Annotated in this window: 15 protein-coding genes and 2 pseudogenes; 10 read left to right on the forward strand and 7 right to left on the reverse strand. The window is 47.8% G+C overall.

From position 1 onward, the window contains the following. Nucleotides 1-10 precede the first annotated feature (10 nt). Together QJQ48_RS20780 and QJQ48_RS20785 are read left to right on the forward strand one after the other, a co-directional pair. On the forward strand, nt 11-553 hold the full coding sequence (locus QJQ48_RS20780; protein ID WP_346293169.1) for a pyridoxamine 5'-phosphate oxidase family protein: 543 nt from the start codon (nt 11-13) through the stop codon (nt 551-553). A 57-nt stretch (nt 554-610) separates the two neighbouring features. After that, complete coding sequence (locus QJQ48_RS20785) at nt 611-940, forward strand: hypothetical protein (RefSeq protein WP_346293170.1); 330 nt, start codon at nt 611-613, stop codon at nt 938-940. A 45-nt stretch (nt 941-985) separates the two neighbouring features. Here QJQ48_RS20785 and QJQ48_RS20790 read toward each other — a convergent pair whose 3' ends face one another. The 6 genes and pseudogenes from QJQ48_RS20790 to QJQ48_RS20815 form a co-directional block, all read right to left on the reverse strand. Beyond that, entirely contained in the window at nt 986-3553 is a 2568-nt protein-coding gene (locus QJQ48_RS20790) for a bifunctional diguanylate cyclase/phosphodiesterase (RefSeq protein WP_346293171.1), read from the reverse strand. Between the two features lie 305 nt (nt 3554-3858). Continuing rightward, the gene (locus QJQ48_RS20795; RefSeq protein ID WP_346293172.1) at nt 3859-6759 is read right to left on the reverse strand and encodes an EAL domain-containing protein; all 2901 of its coding nucleotides are present in this window, start codon (nt 6757-6759) and stop codon (nt 3859-3861) included. A 531-nt stretch (nt 6760-7290) separates the two neighbouring features. Then, nucleotides 7291-7425 (reverse strand): annotated as a pseudogene (locus tag QJQ48_RS20800) (transposase); the annotation flags it as partial. Between the two features lie 74 nt (nt 7426-7499). Further along, on the reverse strand, nt 7500-9671 hold the full coding sequence (locus QJQ48_RS20805; protein ID WP_346293173.1) for a recombinase family protein: 2172 nt from the start codon (nt 9669-9671) through the stop codon (nt 7500-7502). Nucleotides 9672-10043: 372 nt separating this feature from the next. Next, a protein-coding gene (locus QJQ48_RS20810) for an IS1 family transposase (RefSeq protein ID WP_428843076.1) occupies nt 10044-10752 on the reverse strand; the annotation gives its coding sequence in 2 pieces (ribosomal slippage) (nt 10044-10467 and nt 10466-10752; 711 coding nt in all). Nucleotides 10753-10815: 63 nt separating this feature from the next. Next, a pseudogene (locus tag QJQ48_RS20815) lies at nt 10816-11417 on the reverse strand (IS5 family transposase); the annotation flags it as partial. Between the two features lie 1289 nt (nt 11418-12706). Between QJQ48_RS20815 and QJQ48_RS20820 the strand changes: the two are divergent. From QJQ48_RS20820 to QJQ48_RS20860, 8 genes are all read left to right on the forward strand, one after another. After that, nucleotides 12707-14443, forward strand: a complete 1737-nt coding sequence (locus QJQ48_RS20820) for a diflavin flavoprotein (protein WP_346293175.1) — start codon at nt 12707-12709, stop codon at nt 14441-14443. Between the two features lie 55 nt (nt 14444-14498). Beyond that, nucleotides 14499-16247 (forward strand): diflavin flavoprotein, encoded by a 1749-nt coding sequence (locus QJQ48_RS20825; protein ID WP_346293176.1) that lies wholly within the window; start codon nt 14499-14501, stop codon nt 16245-16247. Nucleotides 16248-16660: 413 nt separating this feature from the next. Then, on the forward strand, nt 16661-16984 hold the full coding sequence (locus QJQ48_RS20830) for a Calvin cycle protein CP12 (protein ID WP_346293177.1): 324 nt from the start codon (nt 16661-16663) through the stop codon (nt 16982-16984). A gap of 1015 nt (nt 16985-17999) precedes the next feature. Further along, nucleotides 18000-19082 carry a sodium-dependent bicarbonate transport family permease gene (locus QJQ48_RS20840; RefSeq protein ID WP_346293179.1) on the forward strand — a complete coding sequence of 361 codons (1083 nt, stop codon included), beginning with the start codon at nt 18000-18002 and terminating at the stop codon, nt 19080-19082. A gap of 97 nt (nt 19083-19179) precedes the next feature. Further along, nucleotides 19180-19512, forward strand: a complete 333-nt coding sequence (locus tag QJQ48_RS20845) for a P-II family nitrogen regulator (protein ID WP_346293180.1) — start codon at nt 19180-19182, stop codon at nt 19510-19512. A 200-nt stretch (nt 19513-19712) separates the two neighbouring features. After that, nucleotides 19713-20036 carry a Mo-dependent nitrogenase C-terminal domain-containing protein gene (locus QJQ48_RS20850; protein WP_346293181.1) on the forward strand — a complete coding sequence of 108 codons (324 nt, stop codon included), beginning with the start codon at nt 19713-19715 and terminating at the stop codon, nt 20034-20036. A gap of 52 nt (nt 20037-20088) precedes the next feature. Beyond that, entirely contained in the window at nt 20089-20664 is a 576-nt protein-coding gene (locus tag QJQ48_RS20855) for a phosphate-starvation-inducible PsiE family protein (RefSeq protein WP_346293182.1), read from the forward strand. Nucleotides 20665-21104: 440 nt separating this feature from the next. Next, entirely contained in the window at nt 21105-21743 is a 639-nt protein-coding gene (locus tag QJQ48_RS20860) for a pentapeptide repeat-containing protein (protein WP_346293183.1), read from the forward strand. A 122-nt stretch (nt 21744-21865) separates the two neighbouring features. Here QJQ48_RS20860 and QJQ48_RS20865 read toward each other — a convergent pair whose 3' ends face one another. Continuing rightward, the gene (locus QJQ48_RS20865; protein WP_346293237.1) at nt 21866-23350 is read right to left on the reverse strand and encodes a protelomerase family protein; all 1485 of its coding nucleotides are present in this window, start codon (nt 23348-23350) and stop codon (nt 21866-21868) included. Nucleotides 23351-23372: the final 22 nt, after the last annotated feature.

A 23372-nucleotide genomic window follows, 5' to 3' on the forward strand; every position in this document is an offset into this window, starting at 1 on the left:
AGGAACTGTCATGACGATTGCCACGGCTGACAATGGCTGGATTAGCAGAGTAGAAGGCGAAAACTCAGAACTGCTGGAGCGGGCAGAACGAATTATTGCTAGTACGCTCTACTGCACGCTTTCGACCTGTTCACCGGATGGTTTTCCCTGGGCCTCGCCGGTGTTCTTTGTCTACGATGCCGCCTGGAATATCTACTGGTCATCGGCGATCGCCTCTAGGCATTCTCAGAACCTGTATCAAAATCAGGGGCGGCTAGCGATCGCTATCTACAGCACGAGCGTAGGTGAGGGTAAAGGGCAGGGAGTATATCTGAGTGGCTATGGGGGAGAGCTAGCGTCTGAGCGAGTTGGGGCTGTGATGCAGCAGCTTTTTGCGCGAGCGAATGGAGAGCCACCGCAGCGGACGGCAGCGGACTACCTGAGTGCTTCGCCACGCCGGATCTATCGGTTTGAGCCGGAGGCAGCTTGGATAACGGGAGAGCGGTTGGCAGTGGGGAATCAGCTGGTGGATACGAAAGTGGTACTGGATCTATGCCGACTCTTCAAGACGTGATTTAATGAGCTGCCAAGTCACCGAAGCAGACTGATATCGTAATGAGAGGAGCCAGCTATGTTGACGATCCAGGACCGAATTAGCCTTGCTAAGAGTTCGCTAGCTGAATTCAGCCAAGTGGTTGAACCTATCCTCGACCTAGAGATGGTCTATTTTGATAAACCACACTACTCGCTGCGTTCTGCCATCCTTTTTGCTCAGAACGCGCTAGCGGCGAACTGGCTCGACCATGACCAATCAGCGGCAGCTTGCCGGTTAAACTCAGCCTTTGCGCGGGTAGCACATAACCTACCGCCTGAAGCGTTAAAACCTGCTATTGAGTGGCTATTCTTCACTAATGAGAATTTAGTCGTGGTGGCGGAACTGAGGCAGGGGTGCGAAGTTTGAGCAGATATTAATGTCTTTTCCTTTCGCTAACCATTGAGTCTCTATTTACAGCGATGACAGAGAGGTTACTGCGCTTTGTTGAGTAATAAAAGTTTCTGCTGCGCTAGCTATTAATGGCTTTGAGAAAAAGTATCCTTGTCCTAACTCACAACCTAATGCTATTAGCTGTTGAAGCTGAGCATGAGTTTCAATGCCCTCAGCAATAACATTCATATTGAGGCTATGAGATAGTGTCACAATTGACTGAATAATAGCTTTGCTGTCATCCTCAGTTACTAAACGCTCTACAAAAGAACGGTCAATCTTGAGAGTTTGTAATGGAAAGCGGTGCAAGTAGCTTAAAGAAGAATAGCCAGTACCAAAATCATCAACGCTTAGTTGAATGTGCCGAATACTTAGCTCATTGAGCACAGCTTCTGCAACTTGGGCATTGGCCATGAGAGTACTTTCGGTAATTTCTAGTCTGAGAAAATGACTAGCTAGGTTTGCTTGTTCTAAAATACGGTCAAGTTGCAACGGCAAAGCTGATTCTTGTAAATGTTGGATAGAAAGATTAACGCTCATTGTCAAATCAGCGAACGAAGGAAATCTAAGCTGCCAGTCCTTAAGCTGTTGACAGGCTTGTGACAGTACCCACTGTTCAATCTCGACAATCAAGCCATTATCTTCAGCAATAGAGATAAACTGATCTGGGGCCACAGTTCCATATACGGGATGATACCAGCGAAGCAATGCCTCAAAACCTATTAGCTTACTGGTAGAGAGGGAGACAATCGGCTGATAGTTCAAAGAAAGTTCTCTACGACTGAGCGCTTGCTGTAGATCTGTTTCTAATTTGAGCCGTGTTACTACTTGCTCATGCATATTAACGTTGAAGATGGCATAGCTTTGCTTTTCACGCTTAGCCTGATACATAGCGATATCAGCATTACGCAACAGCATTTCAGCAGAGAGATTATTTTCAGTGCTCAGTGCTATACCAATACTTGTGCCAACTGAAACTTCATGCCCTTTGAGATTGAAGGGCTTAGATAATGCTAGGTTAATCCGTTCAGCTACACCGATAGCCTCAGGTAGGGCATGAACATTATCTACCAAGATAGTAAATTCATCACCGCCTAAGCGAGCTAACATATCATTAGCTCTTAAAACTGACTTCAATCGCTGAGCAGTTGCAATCAGCAACTGATCTCCAATCAAATGGCCCAGGCTATCGTTGATGATTTTGAAGCGATTAAGATCACAAAAGAGAATTGCGAACTGACCTTTAACCTGTGCTGACCACTGTACTGTGTGTTCTAAGCGTTCCATAAAGAAAGCTCGGTTTGGTAAGTCTGTCAGGGAGTCGTGAAGCGAAGTATGGCGTAGCATGTCTTCAACTCTATTCTTAGAACCAAGAGTTTCTACGATGCTATCAGCCATTTGGTTAAAATCGTCGGCTAACTGTCCAACTTCATCATTAGCAAATCCTTCAGCGCGAGTAGTAAGATGTCCTGCTGCAAACTGTTGAGTAATCTGTTGTAGCTTTTTAATAGGATTTGCAATGGCACGAGTCAGCATGACTGCTAGGATTATATCTGCCGCGAGTGCTAAGATGGCTACTCCTATCTGGGTTATGAGATTGTTTTTTAAGAGCTGATTGAGAGCGTGCTTAGGGGTACCACGGACTAAAATAGCCACTGGAGATTGTTGATGATCGAACAAAGCTTTGGCTGCAACCATGTAGCTTTGATCTTGAATTTTAGCTGAGTCAGTAACTACCCTTCCTTGAGCAGCAATTGCTTTTTGCAAGAGTCTATTGTTTGAGAGCTGAACATTTTTAATCTGCTCTTTGGATGTTCTCAATTGAGAGGTAGCCAAATGAAATTCGTCGCGAAAAGTCAGGTATACAGCACTATATCCACCATCAAAGGCTTCGACTGTATCTGTGACGATTGGTGCTTTGACAACATCCCCCGCGATTAAAGCACCTACTATTTCGTTATTGGGTTTACGGACAGGTGTGATTGTATATCGGACGAGAAAATTAGGTTTTGTTTTTGGTTCAGCACCTAACTCTATAGCACGCAGTTGAGCAGCACGTGGACTGATAGCTGCAAGTGTATCATAGCTAATCCATTCAGTAGAGGAAACTGATTGTCCAGTAGAGAAGGCTTGAGAAGCTAGCGCATTAGGATCGATAATAGTATTAAGTGTTTTAATACCTGTTGCTGTGACTAACTGCCGTCGTAGGTTGACGAGTGCAACAAAATCTAGGTTCAATTTCCAAGATTCATTGATGAGAGCTACTTTAATATTGCGTATAGCAGCTTCTGAAATATTTTCTGAAGCTGCGCGAATGATAGCCTCGGTTTCAGAAATGCTATCTAGGCTAGATAAAGTTTGATCAACTTTAATATTGTAATTAATTTCAGTAACTTTTAGCTCAGATTCAGCTTGCTGCAATAACTGGCTGCGACCGCCTTGAATAATTAGTAATGCTCCGACACTGACTAAACCTAAAACAGAGATAACTTCTGAAGTGAATAATCCTATAAGCTGTTTTTGATGGATAGGACGATCATAAAACCAGTGTGAAATCTTCAGCTCTTTTGCTAGTTTTTCTATTGTCATAGAATTAGGATAAATTATCTGCCTATGAGAGTAGGAGGTAAAACTTGGTAAGCTTGGTAGAGTAAGAGCAGATTTTGGGTTTAATTAACTCTAAATCCTTGACAAAATATGCAATAGTATAGAAATACTTAAAATCGGTAATATTCAAGTGAAATAGTTAACCTGTAAACAGATTTAGGGTAGTCTATGTGTCAATGGCAGATTTGATCCCCTAGACCATAATTTACACACTCAGTTTTGAGATAGCATAAGTGTTTCCAATAAAAGTAATAAGGCTGAAATCAATGCTCTTGTCTCAAAGGTCACTAATCAAAAGATTTAGTCTTAGACAAGAGGCGTGGTCTAGCAATGCCATAACCTTGTACATAATTTACCCCCAATTCTTTTAGCTGAGAACAGATCTCCTTGCTTTCAACCCACTCGGCGATAATTTGAATATTCATTGCCTGTCCAACACTGCAAATCGATTTGACGATAGCCTTATTTATAGGGTCTTCAATCTTTTGAATGAAGCTGCCATCGATTTTGATGTAATCTACTGGTAGTTGTCTGAGATAGCCGAAGGAAGACATACCGCTGCCAAAGTCATCTAAAGCAAACTGACATCCTAACTGCTTAAGGCTGCTCATGAAGGCACTGACCCTCGTGAGATTGGAAATAGCTGCTGTTTCGGTGACTTCAAAGCAGATTTGGGCGGGATTAATCTTACTCTGCTTTAATCTTTTCTTTAAAGTGCGTAAGAAACGCTCATCGCTCAGACTCGCACCCGATAAGTTGATGTTGTAGAGCATTTGAGAATTGACTTTAACCTGACTCATTTCTGTTAGGAAACGTTGAATAACCCATTGGTCAACTGCAGGCATCCGGTGATATCGCTCTGCTGCAGGAATGAACGCTCCTGGCGGAATCGTTTGTCCCTCTTGGTCTAATAGTCGCAGTAACAGCTCAGTGTGGTGGTATTCCCCTTGCGTATTGTCAACAGCAGCAATCGGTTGGTGATAGAGCTGAAAGCGGTCTTCTTCGAGCGCTTTATCAATCTGTAGACACCACTGTTGCTGATTACGCTGGTGCGATAGGTTTAAGTCATCGGCTCGGTAAACATGGACGCGATTACGCCCAGCTTCTTTAGCTGCATAGCAGGCTCCATCAGCTGCGGCTAATACCTCTGCCAGACTATGGTTGGTGTGAGTAATTTCAACTAATCCGATGCTGACGCTAACCGAGAAAGAACGCTCTCCATGGACAAAGCGAAATTCTCGAACCGATTGACACATTAAATTTGCAATTCGCCGGGCAAACTCTAGCGAGCATTGATGCAATAGAACAGCAAACTCATCGCCGCCCAAGCGGGCTACCGTGTCAGTTAGACGAACTTGACCGACTAAGATATCTGAGACTTGGCGTAGCAGTGCGTCTCCTGCCGCATGACTACAGGTATCATTAACTAGCTTGAACTGATCTAAGTCGAGGTAGCACAGCACGCTACTCCCTTTCTGAGGTGTATGCAATAGCTCAGCTAGCTCTTGTTCAAACTGACGGCGATTCATCAGTTGTGTTATCTCGTCATGACTGGCCTGCCAGGTAAGCTGACTGGCAAGCTGCCGAGCTTCGGTTACATCATGAAAGACTAAAATTGTTCCCACAATCTGCCCTTCACCGTTGCGAATCGGAGCTGCTGAGTCTTCAATACTGCGTTCTCTACCATCTTTGGCCACTAAAATTGTGTTTTTAGCAAGACTAGCAGCGATGCCTTTTTGCAATACAAGATTAACCGGGCATTGCACGAGTTCTCGGGTGTATTCATTGAGAATGATAAAAACTTCTGCTAAAGCGAGTCCTTGAGCGTCTTGCTGACGCCAGCCGGTTAACTCTTCAGCAATGGGATTAAGATAAGTAATGATTCCTTGAGCATCTGTTGTAATCACCGCATCACCAATTGACTGCAGCGTTATTTGAGCTAACTCCTTCTCTGCATAAAGCTGCTGCTCTAAGCGCTTTTGCTGAGTGATATCTCTTACTACAACAAGAGCGCTATCGGCATCGTGAGGTACTATGTGCACCTTTTCATAACATGCTCGCTGTTCCCAATAAATTTGCTGTTCATATATTTGAGATTCACCTGTCTGTATGGCTCTCCTAACGTAGTGCAGTTGTTGCTGAGCTAATCTTGACGGTAGATAGTCATAGATATTTCCTTCAGCTACTTGGAGAGCGTCTTTGCCCGTCAATAGCTGTTCTTTTACTTTAAGATAGCTGCCGTCTTGTCGCATCCATAGTAATTGATCAGGCACTACCTGCAATAATGCCTGGTTGATTGCCTCACTTTGCTGTAGTGCTAGCTCAATCTCACGATGCTTGCTGATATCACGAATAATGCCAAGATAGCCTAATGGATAGTCGAATCTATCTTTAACAACTCTACCGACCGTTTTACCAATAAAAACTTCGCCTCCCTGCCGCCGATAGCACTCTTCATAAACACTGATATGACTGTTACCGTCTATGTTATAGCGTTGCTTTTCCTGATGATAGTATCTACTTGAGCTTTCGTAGAGCTGCTCAGTTGTATTACCTAAAACTGACTCTGCTGAATACTCAAAAATGTGGCTAAAAGCTGGATTAACTTTGCAAACTCGGCGCTTTGAATCAGCAAAGACAATTGCATCAGGAATTGTATCTAAAATGCCTTCTAAGATAGCTGTATTCTCATAGAGCTGGTGCACTGATAGTAAAGCGTTATCTAAAGCACACTCTAGACGATTAACTTTTCTACTTAGCTGATGAATTTGCTCTTGCAAGTGTTGTTGACTTCGCTTCTGTTCTAATACCTGTTGGAGCGCATGAGACAAAGTTATAGGGCTTAGTGTCTCTTTCAATAGGACTGTCTTGACAGTACTATTGATGAACTGTTGTGTATACTGCTCAGCATCACAGAGAATTAATAATGGCAGTTCTACTAAAGCTGGTAATAAACTTTGGCTTATTTCTAACGCCTGTTCTTTCAGAACTGCTAAATCTAGCAGTAGTATATCTGCCTGAGATTTAAAAGACTGAGTGATAGCCTCTTCCAAAGATTGAATGAATCGTAGCTCTGTTTGCTCAAAGGAAGAGCACTGCAGTAGCTGAGAGATAGACTCTACAATGGTCTGATCTTCTGAAACAACAGATAGCCGTAGCACATCAGACTTTAGAGTTTTATAAACCATAGCTTAGAACTTAGAAAGACGATTTCAGGATTTCAATCTGTATTGGAAAATACTTCAAAAGTCAAAGATGCTTGAATTTTCAAAAAAACACAAGACTAAGGCATTTAACTCTATGAGCTCTTTACCGCAACATCCTATAAAATTTTCTATAGGTAAATGACAGGGAGCTTACTAGCCTTTTTAAATGCACTGATACTGATAACTGTCTTAACACTAAAAGTATTGACCTGCAAGTGATTTATATTAATTGAAGGTCTATCAATTTCAGCCATTTTGCTAAGCAATTTCAGCAAAATGGCCGAGTGACATCCGTGGCTGTAGTTTGGATGGGGAAATAATCTTCAACACAAGAAATATGGGGCTAATTGTCACCTGCCAGTTACACTAACAAAGGACATCAGTTGGCTGTCAGGTAATGGTGATAAGTCCCATAAGACTGCCTAGCCGTGAAATGATAACCAGAACACAAATATGACCTGACCAAGAAAGGCACTGAGAGGCTGTATGAGAAGTGCTAACGGGTAGCTAATGCTACGCCAACCGCCTGACCATCAGGCGGAGCATCGAGATGTAGACCATCGCTTCAGAAGATGCCGGTAAGCGTTCATACTCTTTGCTCAATCGTCTCGACCAACTGAGCCAGCCGAAGGTGCGCTCGATAAGCCAGCCACAGTACCCTCATCAAGATCAAGTCGAAATGGATCTTCAGACGGAGATTTTGAGGATTTAGAGGTCATTGATTACTCTCCTGATGATGGTATTGGTGAACAGTCATTCGACGGGCTTGAGTTGTTCTCGTGGGTCAACCATTGCTGCCGCATTCGGTCGTGATAGGGAACTTGCTGTCGTTGTCTTAACCGCTGGATGTCAGCCTCATCAGCCCAAATGATGAGTCGGTAAGGGGATGTAGCCTGTTTGCGATACCGGAGCTGATTCTGTTTAACCCAAGTGTACAGGGTGCTGCTTGGCATCTCGAGGGTCTGGGCTAAATCGGGTAGCCACCATTCATGCTCTGCTAAGACTTCGGTATTCACTCCTTTGGGCCGACGTTGGTAAAGCCCCAAGCGCCGCATCAACTCCAGGACCGTCACCGACTTAAACGGCGTATTTGATTTGGGAGAATGGAACGCCTCTTGATTGAGTTGAGTGGCAATAGCAGCCGCCTGATGCCCCTCTGCTGCTAACGTGCGAATGCGCTCACAGAGTTGCGGATAAAAACTCAGATGTTCCCATCGGACAATCGGACGAATGACTTGATGGTGGGTCACGACACCGCCCGTCCATTCAATAGCTAAATCCACCTTTTCGCTCTGCCCCTGGACCTGGACGTGAATGCGCTGAATTAGTTGACGAATAATGTCCTTGCGCTGAGCCTGAGTGGTAGTCGGGGCCTCCCAAAGTTGAGGGATATCCTGGGCCAAGGTGGCAATTGCAGTGCGTTCGCTCGCCGATAAATGACGCGGCTGTTGAGCGCAAAACCGTTGATAGTCTTCTTGTAAGCGCTGTTGATGGGCTAATTTGTCTTCCCAATCCTGGGCGAGTTGCCGTGCCACCAACCGATTTTCCGGTTCAATTAGCCGGTAGTGCCGAGCCGCTCGCTCGGCCTCCATTGCGGCGCGCTCTAGCCGCTGATTCCAGAGCGTATCCAACTCCTGTCGTTCCTGTTCCAGATGGGCTGCCGCTTGGAGCGACAGTTCTAGGGCGGCAGGGTGTAAGGCCGCCAGCACCCGCTGGGTGACGAAGGGATTCAGGGTTTGACCAGGTACCTGTTGGCAGCGTGGGCCAGCATAATCACTGAGCAAACGCGTGCAAACATATTCATGGGTTTTCCCTCGGCCACTGTAGTGAACTGTCATACGGCAGCCACAAAATTGGCACACTAATAAGCCTGATAACAACGCTTCGCCATGACGAGCCGCACCGATGGCATCCGCCCGAGCTTGGTTGGCCTGTAATTGGGCCAGGTTCTGCTGGTACTGCTCCCAGGAAATATACGCCGGGAGCCGGTCTTTGATAAAGGCATGCCAGTCTTCTGGGGCACTGATGACTCGCCCGGTGCTGGGTTTACCCGGTTGTTTCCGACGTGGATCAACCTGACGGCGACCGTAGGCATACGCCCCCGCATAAGCCGGATTTTTCAACAGGTTTTGAAGTGTCATCCGATTGGGCTGACGCCACTCTAAATCTCCCCGGTTGCGGCCAATGCGCACGCGAACGCCCACCTGGATCTGCTGCCGCACCAGATATCGCAGCAGGCCATTCAGCGTGCCAATCTCCTGGAACTTACGAAAAATCAGACGCACGACCTGCTGGACCTGCTCATCGGGGTCCAGCACGATTTCTCCGGATGGACGACGTAGATAGCCAATGGGTGGGTCAAAGGCCAGCTCTCCTCGCTTGGCTTTATTGAGCGTACCCGCCAGCATGCGCTGCTTCAAAATGTGGAGTTCGGCCTCACTCATGGTTCCTTTAAGCCCTAAGAGCAAGCGGTCATTGTAGTGCATGGGGTCATACACGCCATCCAGGTCGGCTATTAGGGTTCTGAAGAGGGCACACACTTCCAATAACTGATGCCAGTCTTTGGAGGACCGGGCCAGACGGGACATCTCAATCCCCAGAATTAACCCAACATGGTTCAAGCTAACTTCGCTCACCAGACGCTGGAAACCGCTTCGGCCTTCTGCCGTTGCCCCCGATTTGCCTTGGTCTTCATCAATGACTAAGATCCGCTCCGCACGCCAGCCTAAGGCTTCAGCCTGATGGACCAGGTCATACTGCAAGCGGGTGGATTCTTGATGATGACTCACCTGTTGTAAGGTGGACTGCCGCACGTAAACGACCGCTAGACGCTCCAGATGGTGAGGTTGCAGCTTTTGGCTGCCTAAAGGCACTCGGTTAGAGGGATGAGTCATCGGGTCCCTCCGCTTGAGGAGTGACGCTCACTTGGGCCATCACCAATTGGGTCAGTAACCAAAGAATTCGTTGGCGATGGGGAATCGGAAGTTGACTCCAGCAGTCGGTTATCTCGGACGGATTGAGCGGGGGGGCTCGCTGGTGGATGACATGACTGGTGTTCCTCGTCGGTAGAATGCTGAGTTGCCTGGTATTGTCTCACCAGGCTAACTAGCCGTAGCAATTCTTCAATCCCAATCAAGGGCACCAAACTCGGTTTGATAGTGATGTTGGCACTGTGGCTGGGTGTTCTCCACCACCCACCGCTTTTTGAGCACAACAAAACCCTTGGCTGCTTCAGGTCGCAAGACCACTTGCAAAATCCGGTAGTGCTAAACAGGTAATGATTGGTTGTAACGGTGGATAAAATTCCACAGCAGTCCGATGTGATTACGCAGACTCTTTGAAAAGGCTAAACTGCGCCACACAAATCGCGAGACTCGCTGCCGCAACGTACAGTTAAACCGCTCAATATAGCTGGTTTTGCCGCTATCTTTGGACACCACTCGATGCCGCTTGGATGGCAGAACGCCCTGATAGGCTTCCCAGGCATCGGTGTAGATCACGGCACACTGACGATAGACGGTCGGTAACGAGTCCCAAAGTGCCTGAGCACTCTCGTGACTTCGATTACCAACATGAGCCCCAATAATTTCTCGTGTGTGGGCATCGAGGGCAAGCCAGACCCACTGTTTGTTGCCCTTGTTGTCTACAAAAGACCAGAGTTCATCCATCTGTACGTTCAAGGGCTGTTTTTTTTGACTGAACCTCAGCCTTGGTGTTGATTTGGCTCGATTTAGCGTTGACGTAATTCTGTAACCATTGCTGTGAAAGCTGCACTGCTCGGGCAATGCCAGTCATCGAAATGCGCTCTAGCAGCAGCCGGTCAACTAATTCACGGGTTTCGGTGTCAATCACTTTATTCGTTGGATTCTCAACAAATTGACGACCGCAGGTTCGGCAGAGAAAGCGCTGTTTGCCAGTATGGATATGGCCATTCTTAACGGTCTGTTTGGACGTACAGTTCGGACAACAGGGCATTGATACGATCGCTGGGCTTCGCGATCACCCTAGCAAATCCATCATTACCCTTGGGGCTCCACCCAAAATCCATCCCAGCGTATCCATCACCCAGCGTAAAAAGGGCTCTCTGCCATAGCCCCCATCAGCCCAGACTAGGTAGAGCCGCTTGACCTGCTCTCCCATTTGCTCGACCCGCTTGAGCATTGCTTTGGCTTGGCTTTTTTCTGAGGCATTGGCAGCACTGACCAGTACCCGCAGCACCAGACCCAGCGTATTGACCGTCAGATGACGCTTGCGCCCCTTGATCTGCTTACCACCGTCATAGCCGACAGCTTCACTGACCATCGTGGCACTCTGGACGCTTTGGCTGTCGATGACGGCTTGAGAGGGGCTTTCTGCTCTGCAGCTATCAGCTCTGAGCCAGCCGCGCACCCGGTCATGAATCATTTCCAGGTGCCGTCGTTTCGCCAGTTGCGGAAGTAGGTGTAAGCCGTTGACCACGGCGGCAGGTCGCCTGGAATATCGCGCCACTTACAGCCCTGAACCACCACGTACAAGATGGCGTTGACGATGGCCCACATCTCTACTGAGCGCGGCCGACCACCGGGCTTGGCTGGCGGAATCAGGGGTTCTATCAGTTCAAACTGTGCTCGAGTCAGGTTGCTTGTGTATGCTTTACTCATGGCTCTCACGGTGCTGCAGCTCTTCAACTTCAGCTTATCCGTGTGAGCTTTCTTACGTCAGTTCTGGCTTTTCATACAGCCTCTGAACTGATCGAGGAAGCACCTTACAGTAGCGCTCAGCTAGCTGATGAACTGGCGATTGCAGAATCGAGGTTTAGAACCCGGTGATTACCCTAGCTGCTAAAAGTGGCTCTGATCGAGTTACTGAAAACCGAAGCAGTTAACACAGAACTAGTGCAATTGCTAGCGTTGGAGTCCAAGCAAGTGAAGCTGTAGAGGAATTGGTAGAACAGGCTAAGGCTAAAGAAGGCTAAGGCTAAAGATAAAATTTTACCAGCAACAGCCATAAAAGCTGATGCTGATGGCGAGTGAGGCTGGGTTGAGTTTTCTCTTGCAAAGAAGGTCGCTGCTTTTTTAGGAAATCTCGCTCCATCTCAACTTGCTTGAGTTCACGGCGTAAGTGATTGAGTTCTTCTCGTTCGTCAGAGGTTAACGGCCCTCGGCGATCCTGTTAGCGATCAATCTTTGATTGCTTGACCCAGTTGCGCAGAGTGCTCTCTGTCGTGAGGCTGCAAAATCAAGCTGCCCAGATATACGCTAAACACGTACTGCACTTTCAGTGCAGAGTGGTTGAGTCTTGATCATCAGCTCAAAATATTAAAAAAGATATAATTATAACCTAAGCTTATGTCTAGAATTTGATAATCTGTTGCGAATTTGCATTCAACTATTGACCCGCAATTGTGTTTTTGCAATAGACTTATTTAGATAGTAAAAGCGATTTTAATAGATTTAAGTCTATAACTTGCTTGTACTATCAACGCTGAGTTTGTAGAACTATCTACATCGCAATCTCCTCTTGGGGGGCTTGATAGGTCATGAGTCCCCCTTTCTTAAAATTTTCAACAAATCTAACTTTGGGCTTCTATGCAGGTTAAAGCCACTACTAGCCCAAAGGGGGGGGAGGCATTGACGGCGACCAGTGGTAGATGCCCGTGCCTCATCTCGTTAGTGAAGGTATTATCACGAATAGGCAAAAGGTATCGTTCATCAATCTTATTGAAAATCTCTGATAGGTAAGGATTTCAGAGTAAGTGACTCTTTTTGTCTAGAAGCGTTACCCTGACTCAAGTGGCATAAACATTTGCAAAAGCTCTGCTTTAGTCCTAAATCTATATAAATTACTTATACTGTTCTTTTAGAATTGACATTTTACATTGAGTAGTATCCAGGCGACTATTGAGGCATGACAACGTAACTGTTGATGTCGTTTTATTGAGAAAAGTCTCATGGTGGCTCTAGTTGAATCTCCACAAACAGTGCATTCAGCGAGGCGGCTGACGCTGCAAACCGCTGCAATTGCTCGTGATACTACCGTAATACGCAGTCTGGATTGGGACCGAGATCGCTTTGATATTGAGTTTGAGCTGCAAAACGGAACGACCTACAACTCCTTTGTGATTCAAGGTGACCAGACAGCGCTGATTGATACTTCCCACAGCAAGTTTGAGGCGCTGTATCTGCCTGAATTAGCCCAATACATTGATTTAAGCGCACTGGACTATCTAATTGTGAATCACACTGAACCTGATCACAGCGGCTTGGTGAAAGCCGTGCTGGAGCAGTCTCCCCATGTCACCGTTGTGGGTTCAAAGGTCGCCATCCAGTTTTTGCAAAATATGGTGCATCAGCCCTTTAAGTCACTGGTGGTAAAAAGCGGCAGTGAACTGGATCTAGGACAAGGGCACCGGCTGGAGTTTGTTTCAGCGCCTAATCTGCACTGGCCTGACACGATTTTCACCTACGACACAAGTACCCGCGTCCTCTTTACCTGCGATGTGTTTGGTCTGCACTACTGCGACGACTGCCTGATGGATGAAATGCCTCATCTATTAGAGACGGATTTCCAGACTTACTATGACTGCCTAATGGGACCCAATGCCCGTTCGGTGTTGATGGCTCTAAAGCGCATTGATAAGTTTGAGGTCGATCTCATTGCCACCGGTCATGGACCATTGTTGCAGCATCACTGCGAGGATTGGGTTGAGCGCTATCGCACCTGGAGTCAAACCCAGACTCAGGCTGAAACTTTTGTGGCGCTATTTTACGTAGAGGAATACGGTCACAGCGATCGCCTGGTGAGAGCGATCGCTGACGGTATTGCCAAAACCGGAGTTGCTGTGGAACTGGTGGATCTTTCAGTAGCTGAAACTCACGAAGTGCGCGAACTGGTGAGCTGTGCTGCTGGACTGGTCATCGGTATGCCGCCGCAATCGACTCAGACTACGGCAGCTCACCCTAGCATTGGGACTCTGCTGGCAACAGCTTCTGCCCGTCAGGTCTTTGGCTTATTTGAAACAGGCGGTGGCGAAGATGAGCCGTTGTTTCCACTGAGATCTCAGCTGCAGGAGTTGGGTCTTGGCGAAGCCTTCCCGCCCATTTTGATTAAGTCGGTTCCAACAGAGGTGACTGATAAGCTCTGTAATGAAGCCGGCACCGATCTAGGCCAATGGTTGACGCGGGAGCAAGCTGTCAAACAGAGTAAGTCCCTCGACTCCAGCTTGGATCGGGCCTTGGGGCGCATCAGCAATGGGCTTTATATCATTACGGCCAAAAAGGGAGAGGTCAGCAGCGCTATGCTGGCCTCTTGGGTAATTCAAGCTAGCTTTGAACCTCTAGGCGTTGCGATCGCTGTTTCTAGAGAGCGGGCGATTGAGTCTTTGCTGCACGTTGGCGATTGCTTTGTACTCAACGTTTTAGAGGAAGACCACTACCAGCCGTTGATGAAGCATTTTCTCAAGCGCTTTCCTCCTGGTGCGGATCGCTTTGCTGGGGTCGATACTTATCAGTCCAGCAACGGCTGTCCTATTCTGGCCCAGGCCCTGGCTTATATGGAATGTACAGTCACCGGGTGGCTTGATGGCGGCGACCATTGGCTTGTCTATGGCAGCGTCCACACTGGGCGGGTTGCTAAACGAGAAGGTCTCAGTGCCGTGCACCATCGCAAAGTCGGCAACCACTACTAAGTGAATTCAAAATTCAGAATTCAAAATTCATCTCTTATTCCCTATTTCTTACTCCATGAACTCCCCCACTCTCCAATCCCACCCCATCCCACCGCGCCCCAGAGATGTCCAAGTTGCTGAAGTAGGGTCGCAGACGACGGTATTACGATCGCGCACTTGGGAGCGTTTGAAATTTGAAGTGGAATACGGTCTGTGCCAGGGCACTACCGCTAATGCCTATCTAATTCAGGGCGATCGCATGACGCTGATTGATCCACCGGGCGAGTCCTTTACCCAGATTTTCATCCAGGCATTGCAGCCTTGCCTAAAAGCTACCCCGGACTACATTATCCTCAGCCATGTGAACCCCAATCGCATGGTAACCTTAGCGAAACTGATGGATCAAATGTCCCAGGTGACCTTGGTATGCTCTCGGCCCGCCGCCCAAGCCTTGAAAGCTACCTTTCCCGATTGGGAGAATCGTATTCAAACGGTGTGTCCGCCTTATGAGACGTTAGATTTAGGCCAGGGTCACCAGCTCCAGCTCATGCCCATCCCTACCCCGCGTTGGCCGGATGGTCTGTGCACTTACGACCCAGCTACTCACATTCTTTTTAGCGATAAGTTGTTTGGATCTCATCTATGTAGCGACGCTCTCTTTGATGAAGACTGGCGCGAATTAGAGGTGGATCGTCGCTACTACTTCGACTGCCTTCATGCGTCGCAGACCAAGCAAGTGCAGGCTGCCCTCAGCCAGATTGCCTCACTCTCGGTTCACTGTCTGGCACCGGGACATGGATCACTCGTGCGATACAGTCTCAGCCGCTTGCAGCATGACTATCGCCAGTGGTGCCAGCAACAGCAGCACCAGACCCTACGGGTGACCTTAATCTACGCATCGGCCTACGGCAATACGGCAATTCTGGCCGATGCGATTGTCCAGGGGCTGATTCAGTCAGGGGTGGCTGTGGAATCTATTAATTGCGAGCTGAGCGATCCGGCACAATTGGCCAAGGCGATCGAAACCAGCGATGGGTTCATTATTGGCTCGCCGACGCTAGGGGGCCACGCCCCGGTTCAGATTCAAACTGCTCTGGGGGTTGTGCTAGCATCGGCGGCAAAAACCAAGCTAGTGGGAGTGTTTGGTTCCTATGGCTGGAGTGGTGAAGCCATTGATCTGCTAGAGGAAAAACTCAGTGATGGCAACTACCGCTTTGGGTTCGAGACTATTCGAGTGCGCTTCAGCCCGGATGCCGCCGCACTGAAAACCTGTCAGGAAGCAGGCGAGCAGTTTGCCCAACAGCTGCGCAAGCAAAAGAAAAAGCAGGTTCCCCGCCAGGCCATTACCGAAACCCAGGCGAATCGGACTGAACAGGCCGTGGGACGGGTCATCAGCACCATCGGTGTGGTGACAACTTGCCAAGGCGATAGCCATAGCGGACTGCTGACCGCTTCGGTTTCACAGGCATCCTTCAATCCGCCTGGTGTGATGATTGCGATCGCTAACACTCCCTATGCTCAGCGCTTCCTGCAGCCTAATGCGCCCTTTGTGCTGAATATTTTGAAAGAAGGCCGCACCGTGCGGCGGCATTTTTCCCAGCAGCCGCAGCCAGGAGACAGTCCTTTTGCCCAACTCGCCCATCATTCAGCCCACAATGGCTGTCTGATTTTGGATGAAGCACTGGCTTATGTGGGGTGTACAGTACAGAGATGGATACCGTGCGGCGATCGCTGGCTAATCTACGCCAATGTCGATGAAGGTAACGTGCTGGAAATCAAGGGTGTCACTGCTATGCAGCACGGTAAATCGGGTCGTCAATCTTAGGAACTTTCCACACAACGCTTACATCGCTGTCGCATTATGCGGCGAGAAACTATTGCTATAGTTCATCGTCGCCTGTCACCCCAGCGGAATCATCGCTTGACTCAGCGAGCGATGATTCCGCTGGGTATCTTGGTTGCCGTCGTGGACTTTGCCGTTCTCGATAATGTTAGTGGAACCGCAGTCGGGACAAGAAGGTAAGGCAGAGATCGTAAAACCGGATGTATAGAAATCGGGTTCCAGGTACAGGACTGTTCTGCCCTAGACGACGTTGCCTATTCGTTAGAAACTATGTCTTTCATTCTCACATATTTAGGATGCTCCCTTTAGTGATACCTGACGGTAAGAAAGGTAAGAAATACTGATAATTGATAGATGAAACTTATATATGAGGTTTATATTTATTTGTTTGCATTATGTTAAATTGTAATCAGATTGATACAGTATTAGAAAGCAAAGGACCAATGAGCCAAACTACAAACGTTTCAATTATTAATAATCCAGCTATTGAGGTGAGCCAGCCGTGTGTGCTTGAAACGAGATTGCAAGCTGCCCTTGAACATGCCCGGCGGCTAAGCGCAATGAATGAATCTAGCCAATTGGATATAGCGATTGCGTGGGAAACTGTTGAGGAGCTTACAGCGGCTCAACGACGGCAGCAAGCCTCTCGTCCTTCTGCTTTTGAACGTTACTGTGCAGAAAATCCTGATGCCCCTGAAGCACGTATCTATGATTGTTAAAAAGAAGGCTATCCTCTTCTAAGCCAGAGTTATAGGATGGACAAGATCTAAGTTGTTTAATCTCGTTTGGTTTCTTCTCGTTCCTGAGGAGCGTAAGTTTAAGGGCGGTAGTGTTTCCGAAGGAAAAAATCCGCAATGTCCCGTTTGCTGGCAATGAGGATGGGAATTTCAGCACCCCGCCCTAAATTTATTTTGCCTAGAGTCTAAGCCATGAAAAAGTTGCAAAATCCTGTTGATGAAGGCTGGAGCGTCCACATTTATGATCGCCAACGCCGTCTGCTCTGTGCTTTAGAATCTTCTCACATCTGGACCTTTCTTTTAGGCTGTACTTTTGGTCTATTACTGGCAGTTGTATGGGGTAACTTGGCCCAGCCTAGTTCAAGGTCAACTTCTCTAGGGAGTTCTTCCACAGCATCGCCAATATTTCAAGTTGATTAGTTAGATAATCATTATTTATTAAACTGATTCAACAAGAACTTTGGATCAGTTTAATAGATGTTATAAACAGTCAAACTGACTCATTATTTCTGAGTCAGTTGCAATCGCAAGTAGACAGATTCTGCCTTGATAACCGCCATGTCTTAGAGGTCAAGCCAGGTCAGGATTTTAGATTTTGTTTGGGTTTATGCTCTGTCCTATAGGTACTCGATTACCCGGAAATGTCTGGCAAATAAAAGAAGAACTTATATTTTTGATTTGACATTACAGTCTAAATTTGCTGCTAACAGGCGTAGATTTGCGCAGATTTTTAATATAGACTCATACCTATGAAAAGCCAATCTTAAATAGACTTAATTCTATAAAAGTTGGCTGTGCCTGACCTAGAGATAAAGAGTGACCACCGATTAGTGCAATTACTTGCGATCGCTGGAGCAAAATCCTTGTCAGCACACAACGCACCGGGATGCAGATGCAGGGAATAGTCGGTTAACTGCTGCCTATTTAGAAGCTGATTCGAGGCCACGCTTGTCTGCTGTCCTGACCCCTGAGATTTCCTTTAAGGAGGAGCTACAAAGTGGATTTTTTAGCCAATTTTTTGACGAAATTCGGATCGCAGTTGCAGTCACCAACCCTCGGCTTTTTGCTGGGTGGTATAGTCATTGCCGCTCTTGGTAGCCGACTGACAATTCCAGATGCGATCTATAAGTTCATCGTCTTCATGCTGCTCATTAAAGTCGGACTGAGCGGCGGCATTGCCATCCGCAATGCCAATCTGGTAGAGATGCTGTTGCCGGCGCTGTTTGCTGTGGTAACAGGGATTGCGATCGTATTCATTGCCAGCTTTACGTTAGCCAAGATGCCGGGCATCAAAATCGTAGATGCCCTTGCGACCGGCGGCTTGTTTGGCGCTGTGAGTGGTTCTACCCTCGCTGCTGGGATAACAGTAATGGAAGGGCAAAACATTCAATACGAGGCATGGGCTGGCGCTCTTTATCCCTTCATGGACATTCCAGCCCTGGTGACGGCAATTGTCTTAGCCAGCATTTACACTAATAAGCGGAAGCGCGACAAGTATCGCAAAAACGAGGAGTATCTTAGAAAACAGGCTGTTGTCTCAGGCGGGTATGTCAGCGAAGAGGATGGTTTCTCAGACGGGCGGGTTAAGATATGGCCCATCATCCAGGAAAGCCTTCAGGGATCCGCCTTGTCAGCCCTGCTGCTTGGCCTGGCTCTGGGCTTGATAACCCGACCGGAAAGTGTCTTTGAAAGCTTCTACGAGCCTCTTTTTCGCGGTCTACTTTCGATCCTGATGTTGGTCATGGGTATGGAAGCTTGGGCAAGGCTTGGTGAGCTACGCAAGGTAGCCCAGTGGTACGCCGTATATGCCGCAGTGTCACCGATGCTGCATGGTTTTGTAGCCTTTGGTCTTGGCATGATTGCCCACTACGCGACGGGCTTTAGTCCTGGTGGTGTCGCGCTCCTAGCCATTATTGCCGCCTCCAGTTCAGACATATCAGGGCCGCCCACGCTGCGAGCCGGTATCCCATCGGCTAACCCCTCTGCCTACATCGGTGCGTCTACAGCTATCGGTACACCCATTGCGATCGCCGTAGGCATACCGCTCTTCGTCGGGCTTGCTCAGACACTGAGTGGCTGAACCTAGAGAAGGCATAGTCTGCCACTACTCCCACCCGGCAACTCATTCCTAAGTTGCTACAGAGTTCAATTAATACACACATCGAGAGGTAACCTACATGGTCAAGCCAGCCACCAAACTCGTCATCGTTACGGAAAAGTTGCTACTGAAAAAGCTTGCCAAAATCATTGATGAAGCCGGAGCTACCGGTTATACGGTGGTAGAAGCTGGCGGTAAAGGCAGCCGCAACGTACGCTCATCGGGGCAACCCAGCGTTTCTGACACCACCTCGAACATCAAGTTTGAGGTGCTCACCGAAAATCGAGATATAGCCCTACAGATTTCGGACGAGATTGCCGCGAAATTTTTCGATAACTATTCGGGCATCGCCTATATCTGTGACGCGGAAGTGCTATACGCGCATAAATTCTGTGGACCAGACGGCTGTTGAACTGAAACAATGCCAATCTAGAAAGCCGGGGGCCATGCCTCCGGCTTTTTGTATGAAGTTTCATCTATCTGCGATCGCAGAGCAGAGAGTTAAGCAAGCGTTATGTTATATAAACAAAATCTATATACAAGTCCTATTGTTATCTGATTTAGTTATAGCTAACCTGTGAAGTAACCCTTGTACATCAGCACAGAAGAGCCATGTTGAACTTATCTTTCTCCAAAACTACTTTGAACAGAAGCTTGCAGAGCAACTCGCTCTTTTCCCTGAATCCACTCAGTCCGCTACGTCAGTGGCTTAACAAAGTTGATATGCGCAATCTAGCTCAGGCTCACTTGATTTGCCGACTCATTCCGGCACAGTGTCCTTTTGAGCGAGAGGTTCGGATTGGACGTCTCGTTCACATCAACGTGCCGCCCCTTTGCAAACTCAATCCGCTTTATGAAGAAGTTGTCGGTTTACGCTTTCGAGCACTCTGTTATCTGGCTGAGGAATGCGCTGTTGATATCTGTCGCTACTGCTAATACTTCAAGTTTTTAAGCTGCTTGAATAGAGCTAAATCGCTCCTCAATCATTATGGATAATCCGTCTTCTTCTCCGCTGCCTTGGTATCGCTGGCTCAATAGTAGCCGTGTGATTCGGCTATTGGAAACCGTTCAAGATTTGATCGTAGTCTGCTTGTGCATTGGACTATTCAGCTTTATGGTTTTACAACTGCGAGAGATGGTGCTATCACTATTACCCCCCTTGCAGTTTCAACCAGTGACTTCAGATATTTTGTTCTTACTGATTCTGGTTGAGCTATTTCGTTTGCTGATTATTTATCTACAAGAGCATCGAGTATCTATCGGTGTAGCGGTAGAGGTTTCAATTGTTTCAGTGCTGAGAGAAATTATTGTACGAGGAGTTTTAGAAACCCCTTGGATTCAGGTGCTAGTAGCCTGTGTATTTTTGCTTGTATTAGGAGCTTTGCTAGTTATTCGAGTTTGGATACCACCCACATTTGAAGGTATTGATCCAGAGCAATTTATGTCTGAGCGGCATCGTTCCCGTACCCATAAGTTCGATGACAATGGTGCTTCTTTGATGCCAAAAGATAGGGAGGATTTATCAATCTTTGAATCCTCCGTGCCTGCCAGCCGTGTTGACTAAGCTTGATGCGCGGCTCTTTGTCTCATTGTCACTGTATAAGGCTCTAGTTATGTAAGCTAGGGCTTTTCTAATTTGGATAGAGTTTCTGCGATCACCGGTTTCAGATTGCAATGGAAATCCTGCTGTGATACTACGCCGCTCAAAAGTTTTTGCCTGATTCGTCTTTGCCTATTAAGTAGGCATAAAGATTCGGAGCATGTCTGAATAAGGGAAGCAACAATGGTTTCAGTATTGAGGAAGTTGTAAGAATGTGGGAGCGACTTAAGCAGTGGCAGTCAAAAGCAAAGCTCTCAAAGTGCTGGATGACGGGAGCGATTGCAACTCCCGTTGTGCTTGGGATGATGTGGTGGTTTTGGTTGCTCCCTGCTCGTCGCATAGCTCATGGTGCAAGAGCAAACCTCGTTGACAGACATCGTGAAACTCTCATCAGTGATATTGGGATGATTGCGACAGTTGCCGGTGGCCTCTTCCTGTTGCTCAAGTTCCACTTTACCAACAGCGCTGCAGAGACATCCAACCTCATTGGCGTAGACCTCAGTGGCGCCGACCTCATTGGCGTAGACCTCAGTGGTGTAGATCTCAGCAGCGCCGACCTCAATGGCGCTATGCTCAAGGGTGCCGACCTCAGTGGTGCCAATCTCAGCGGTGCTAATCTCATCAGTGCTGACCTCAACGGCGCCAACCTCAACGGTGCTGAGTGTAGATATGCTAACCTCAGCGATGCTGATCTCAGATATGTCAACCTCAGCGGCGCTAATCTCACGGATGCTAACCTCAGCGGTGCTAACCTCAGCTGCGCTCTCCTCACGGATGCCAATCTGAGCGATGCTAATCTCAGCAATACCTTAATATTTTTTATAAATCTACGAGAAGTTTTAAATCTTGAGCCGTTTCAATTAGAGGCATCCCCTTCACCGTTTTTATGCAATGTTGCACTGCCTTCTTATTCCAAGCAACCAGAGGTGAACCCTGATCGTTCCTGCGATCGCATTCCTCAACTTTTGAGTGCTCGCTATGATATTTCACTCGAAGAGGCTCAAGAGATAGTCTATGAAGCTCGACAACATCATTGGGATTAACCAAAAAACTGATCAAACTCATCGCTGGAGTCGCTCCTGGCACTGGTCTGCGGAACTAGGCATCCGGTGGGGTAGGTGATCTACATAGCTTTCCAGTGAGCTATTTGGCAGCTAGCTTCAGCTTATTTTTGTTGCTGTTCTTGCTCCACAAACTGTACAAATTCTTCAGTAGAGTCTTTACCCCGGTTGTGATAGGAGGGGTTGTTAACAGCTCCTGTCTGATGGAGCTGTTCAATGGCTTCTTTCTCTTCGTCCATGAATGTCTTGGCAGCTTTACGGTTGATGCCAAATTCGCGCTCTAAGAGTCCGGCATTGATAGCGTAAGTATCGTTAGGATGCTGTTGGTTCCATTGAGAGATAGCATTGAAGATAGCCTTAGCTCTATCTTTGGCACTATTCGCTCTGGTTTCTGCTGGCTGTGGTTCTAGGGTCGGCTGAGTAGAGCTGTCGTCTGATTGGTGTGTTTCCTGTGTTTGCGGTGGTGCTTGCGTGGAGGTGCCTAAGAACGCCTGTCGAATCGCGTCGAACTGCTGCAGCTGCTGCTGAAGCTGAGCATTCTGCTGTTGCAGGTGTTCAATCTTCTTTGTCAGCTCCCGGTGAGGTTCATTTGTACCTCCAGAGTCAACCTTCTGTTTGAGCTGTTTGTTTTCTGCTCTAAGGGTTTCTAGCTCGGTAGTCAGCCAGCGGAGAGTCGCCGCTTGATGAGCGATCGCTTCTAGGGCATCGGGTTGAAGCTGAGGCGTTTGCTGTTGCTGCTTCCAGCCAGCTTCAGCTTGACCCAGCACAGCGCGTAGGGCCTCAGCGCTGTTGCCATGTTCACCGAGTTGAGCGGCGAGTTTATGCAGGCGATCGACATCGCTGGTGTAGAGAGAAGTCTGAGTTGTACTTGCAGGAGGCATTGTTGTTTGAGTAAGTAGTGAAGGTTCTGGAGATGAGGGTGTTTCACTGGGTAGCGGCGGCAGACCGTTAGCAGCGATTTTGACCCCCCGTGCTCGAATCAGCTCGCCATTTGGTCTGGCTAGCCGGTAGTGAAAGTAGTGGTCAGTGGCCCTGGAGTTGGGGGTGACTTTGCCTTCTAGGACGTGGCCCAGGTAGTGCTGTAGGAAGCGATGTTCATGTTGCCATTCGGGGCAGAAGAAGTGAATAGCGATCGCGCCGTAGATACCGCGCAGTCGGTGAATAGAGACAGTCTTGAAGCCTTCGGGCACAGGGACAATTTCTGTCTGTTGAAAATACTTTCTGACCTGACGGTTGATACGGGTATTGAGGGCATCGATGCGAGGATCATCATGAGCGGCTTCGCTTTCCACCAGCGGAGCGATCGCCTTGAGCTGGCGGAAGCGCTCGATAGCAGGCAGTAAGTCTTTGGCTGGAATCAGGGTCAAGATATCAAACGAGAGCGGCTGCGCTTTCTTTTGCTGACTGCTAAAGTGGAGCGCGTAGAGATAGGCAGTCAGTTCAAAGTTACCCTTGCTAATGATCTCTGTGTGTCTGCGTCCGGTCAGGGCTGCAATGGCGATCGCCAGCAGACGTTCATCCTCAGCCTCTAGCAGACTGACAACCTGACCCAGATAGCGCTGTAAAGGAATGACTTGTAGTGCTCTTATTTACCTTAGCTCTAGAAGACGC

Source organism: Sphaerothrix gracilis Ecp01, from assembly GCF_030405905.1.
Lineage (GTDB): Bacteria > Cyanobacteriota > Cyanobacteriia > Phormidesmidales > Phormidesmidaceae > Sphaerothrix > Sphaerothrix gracilis.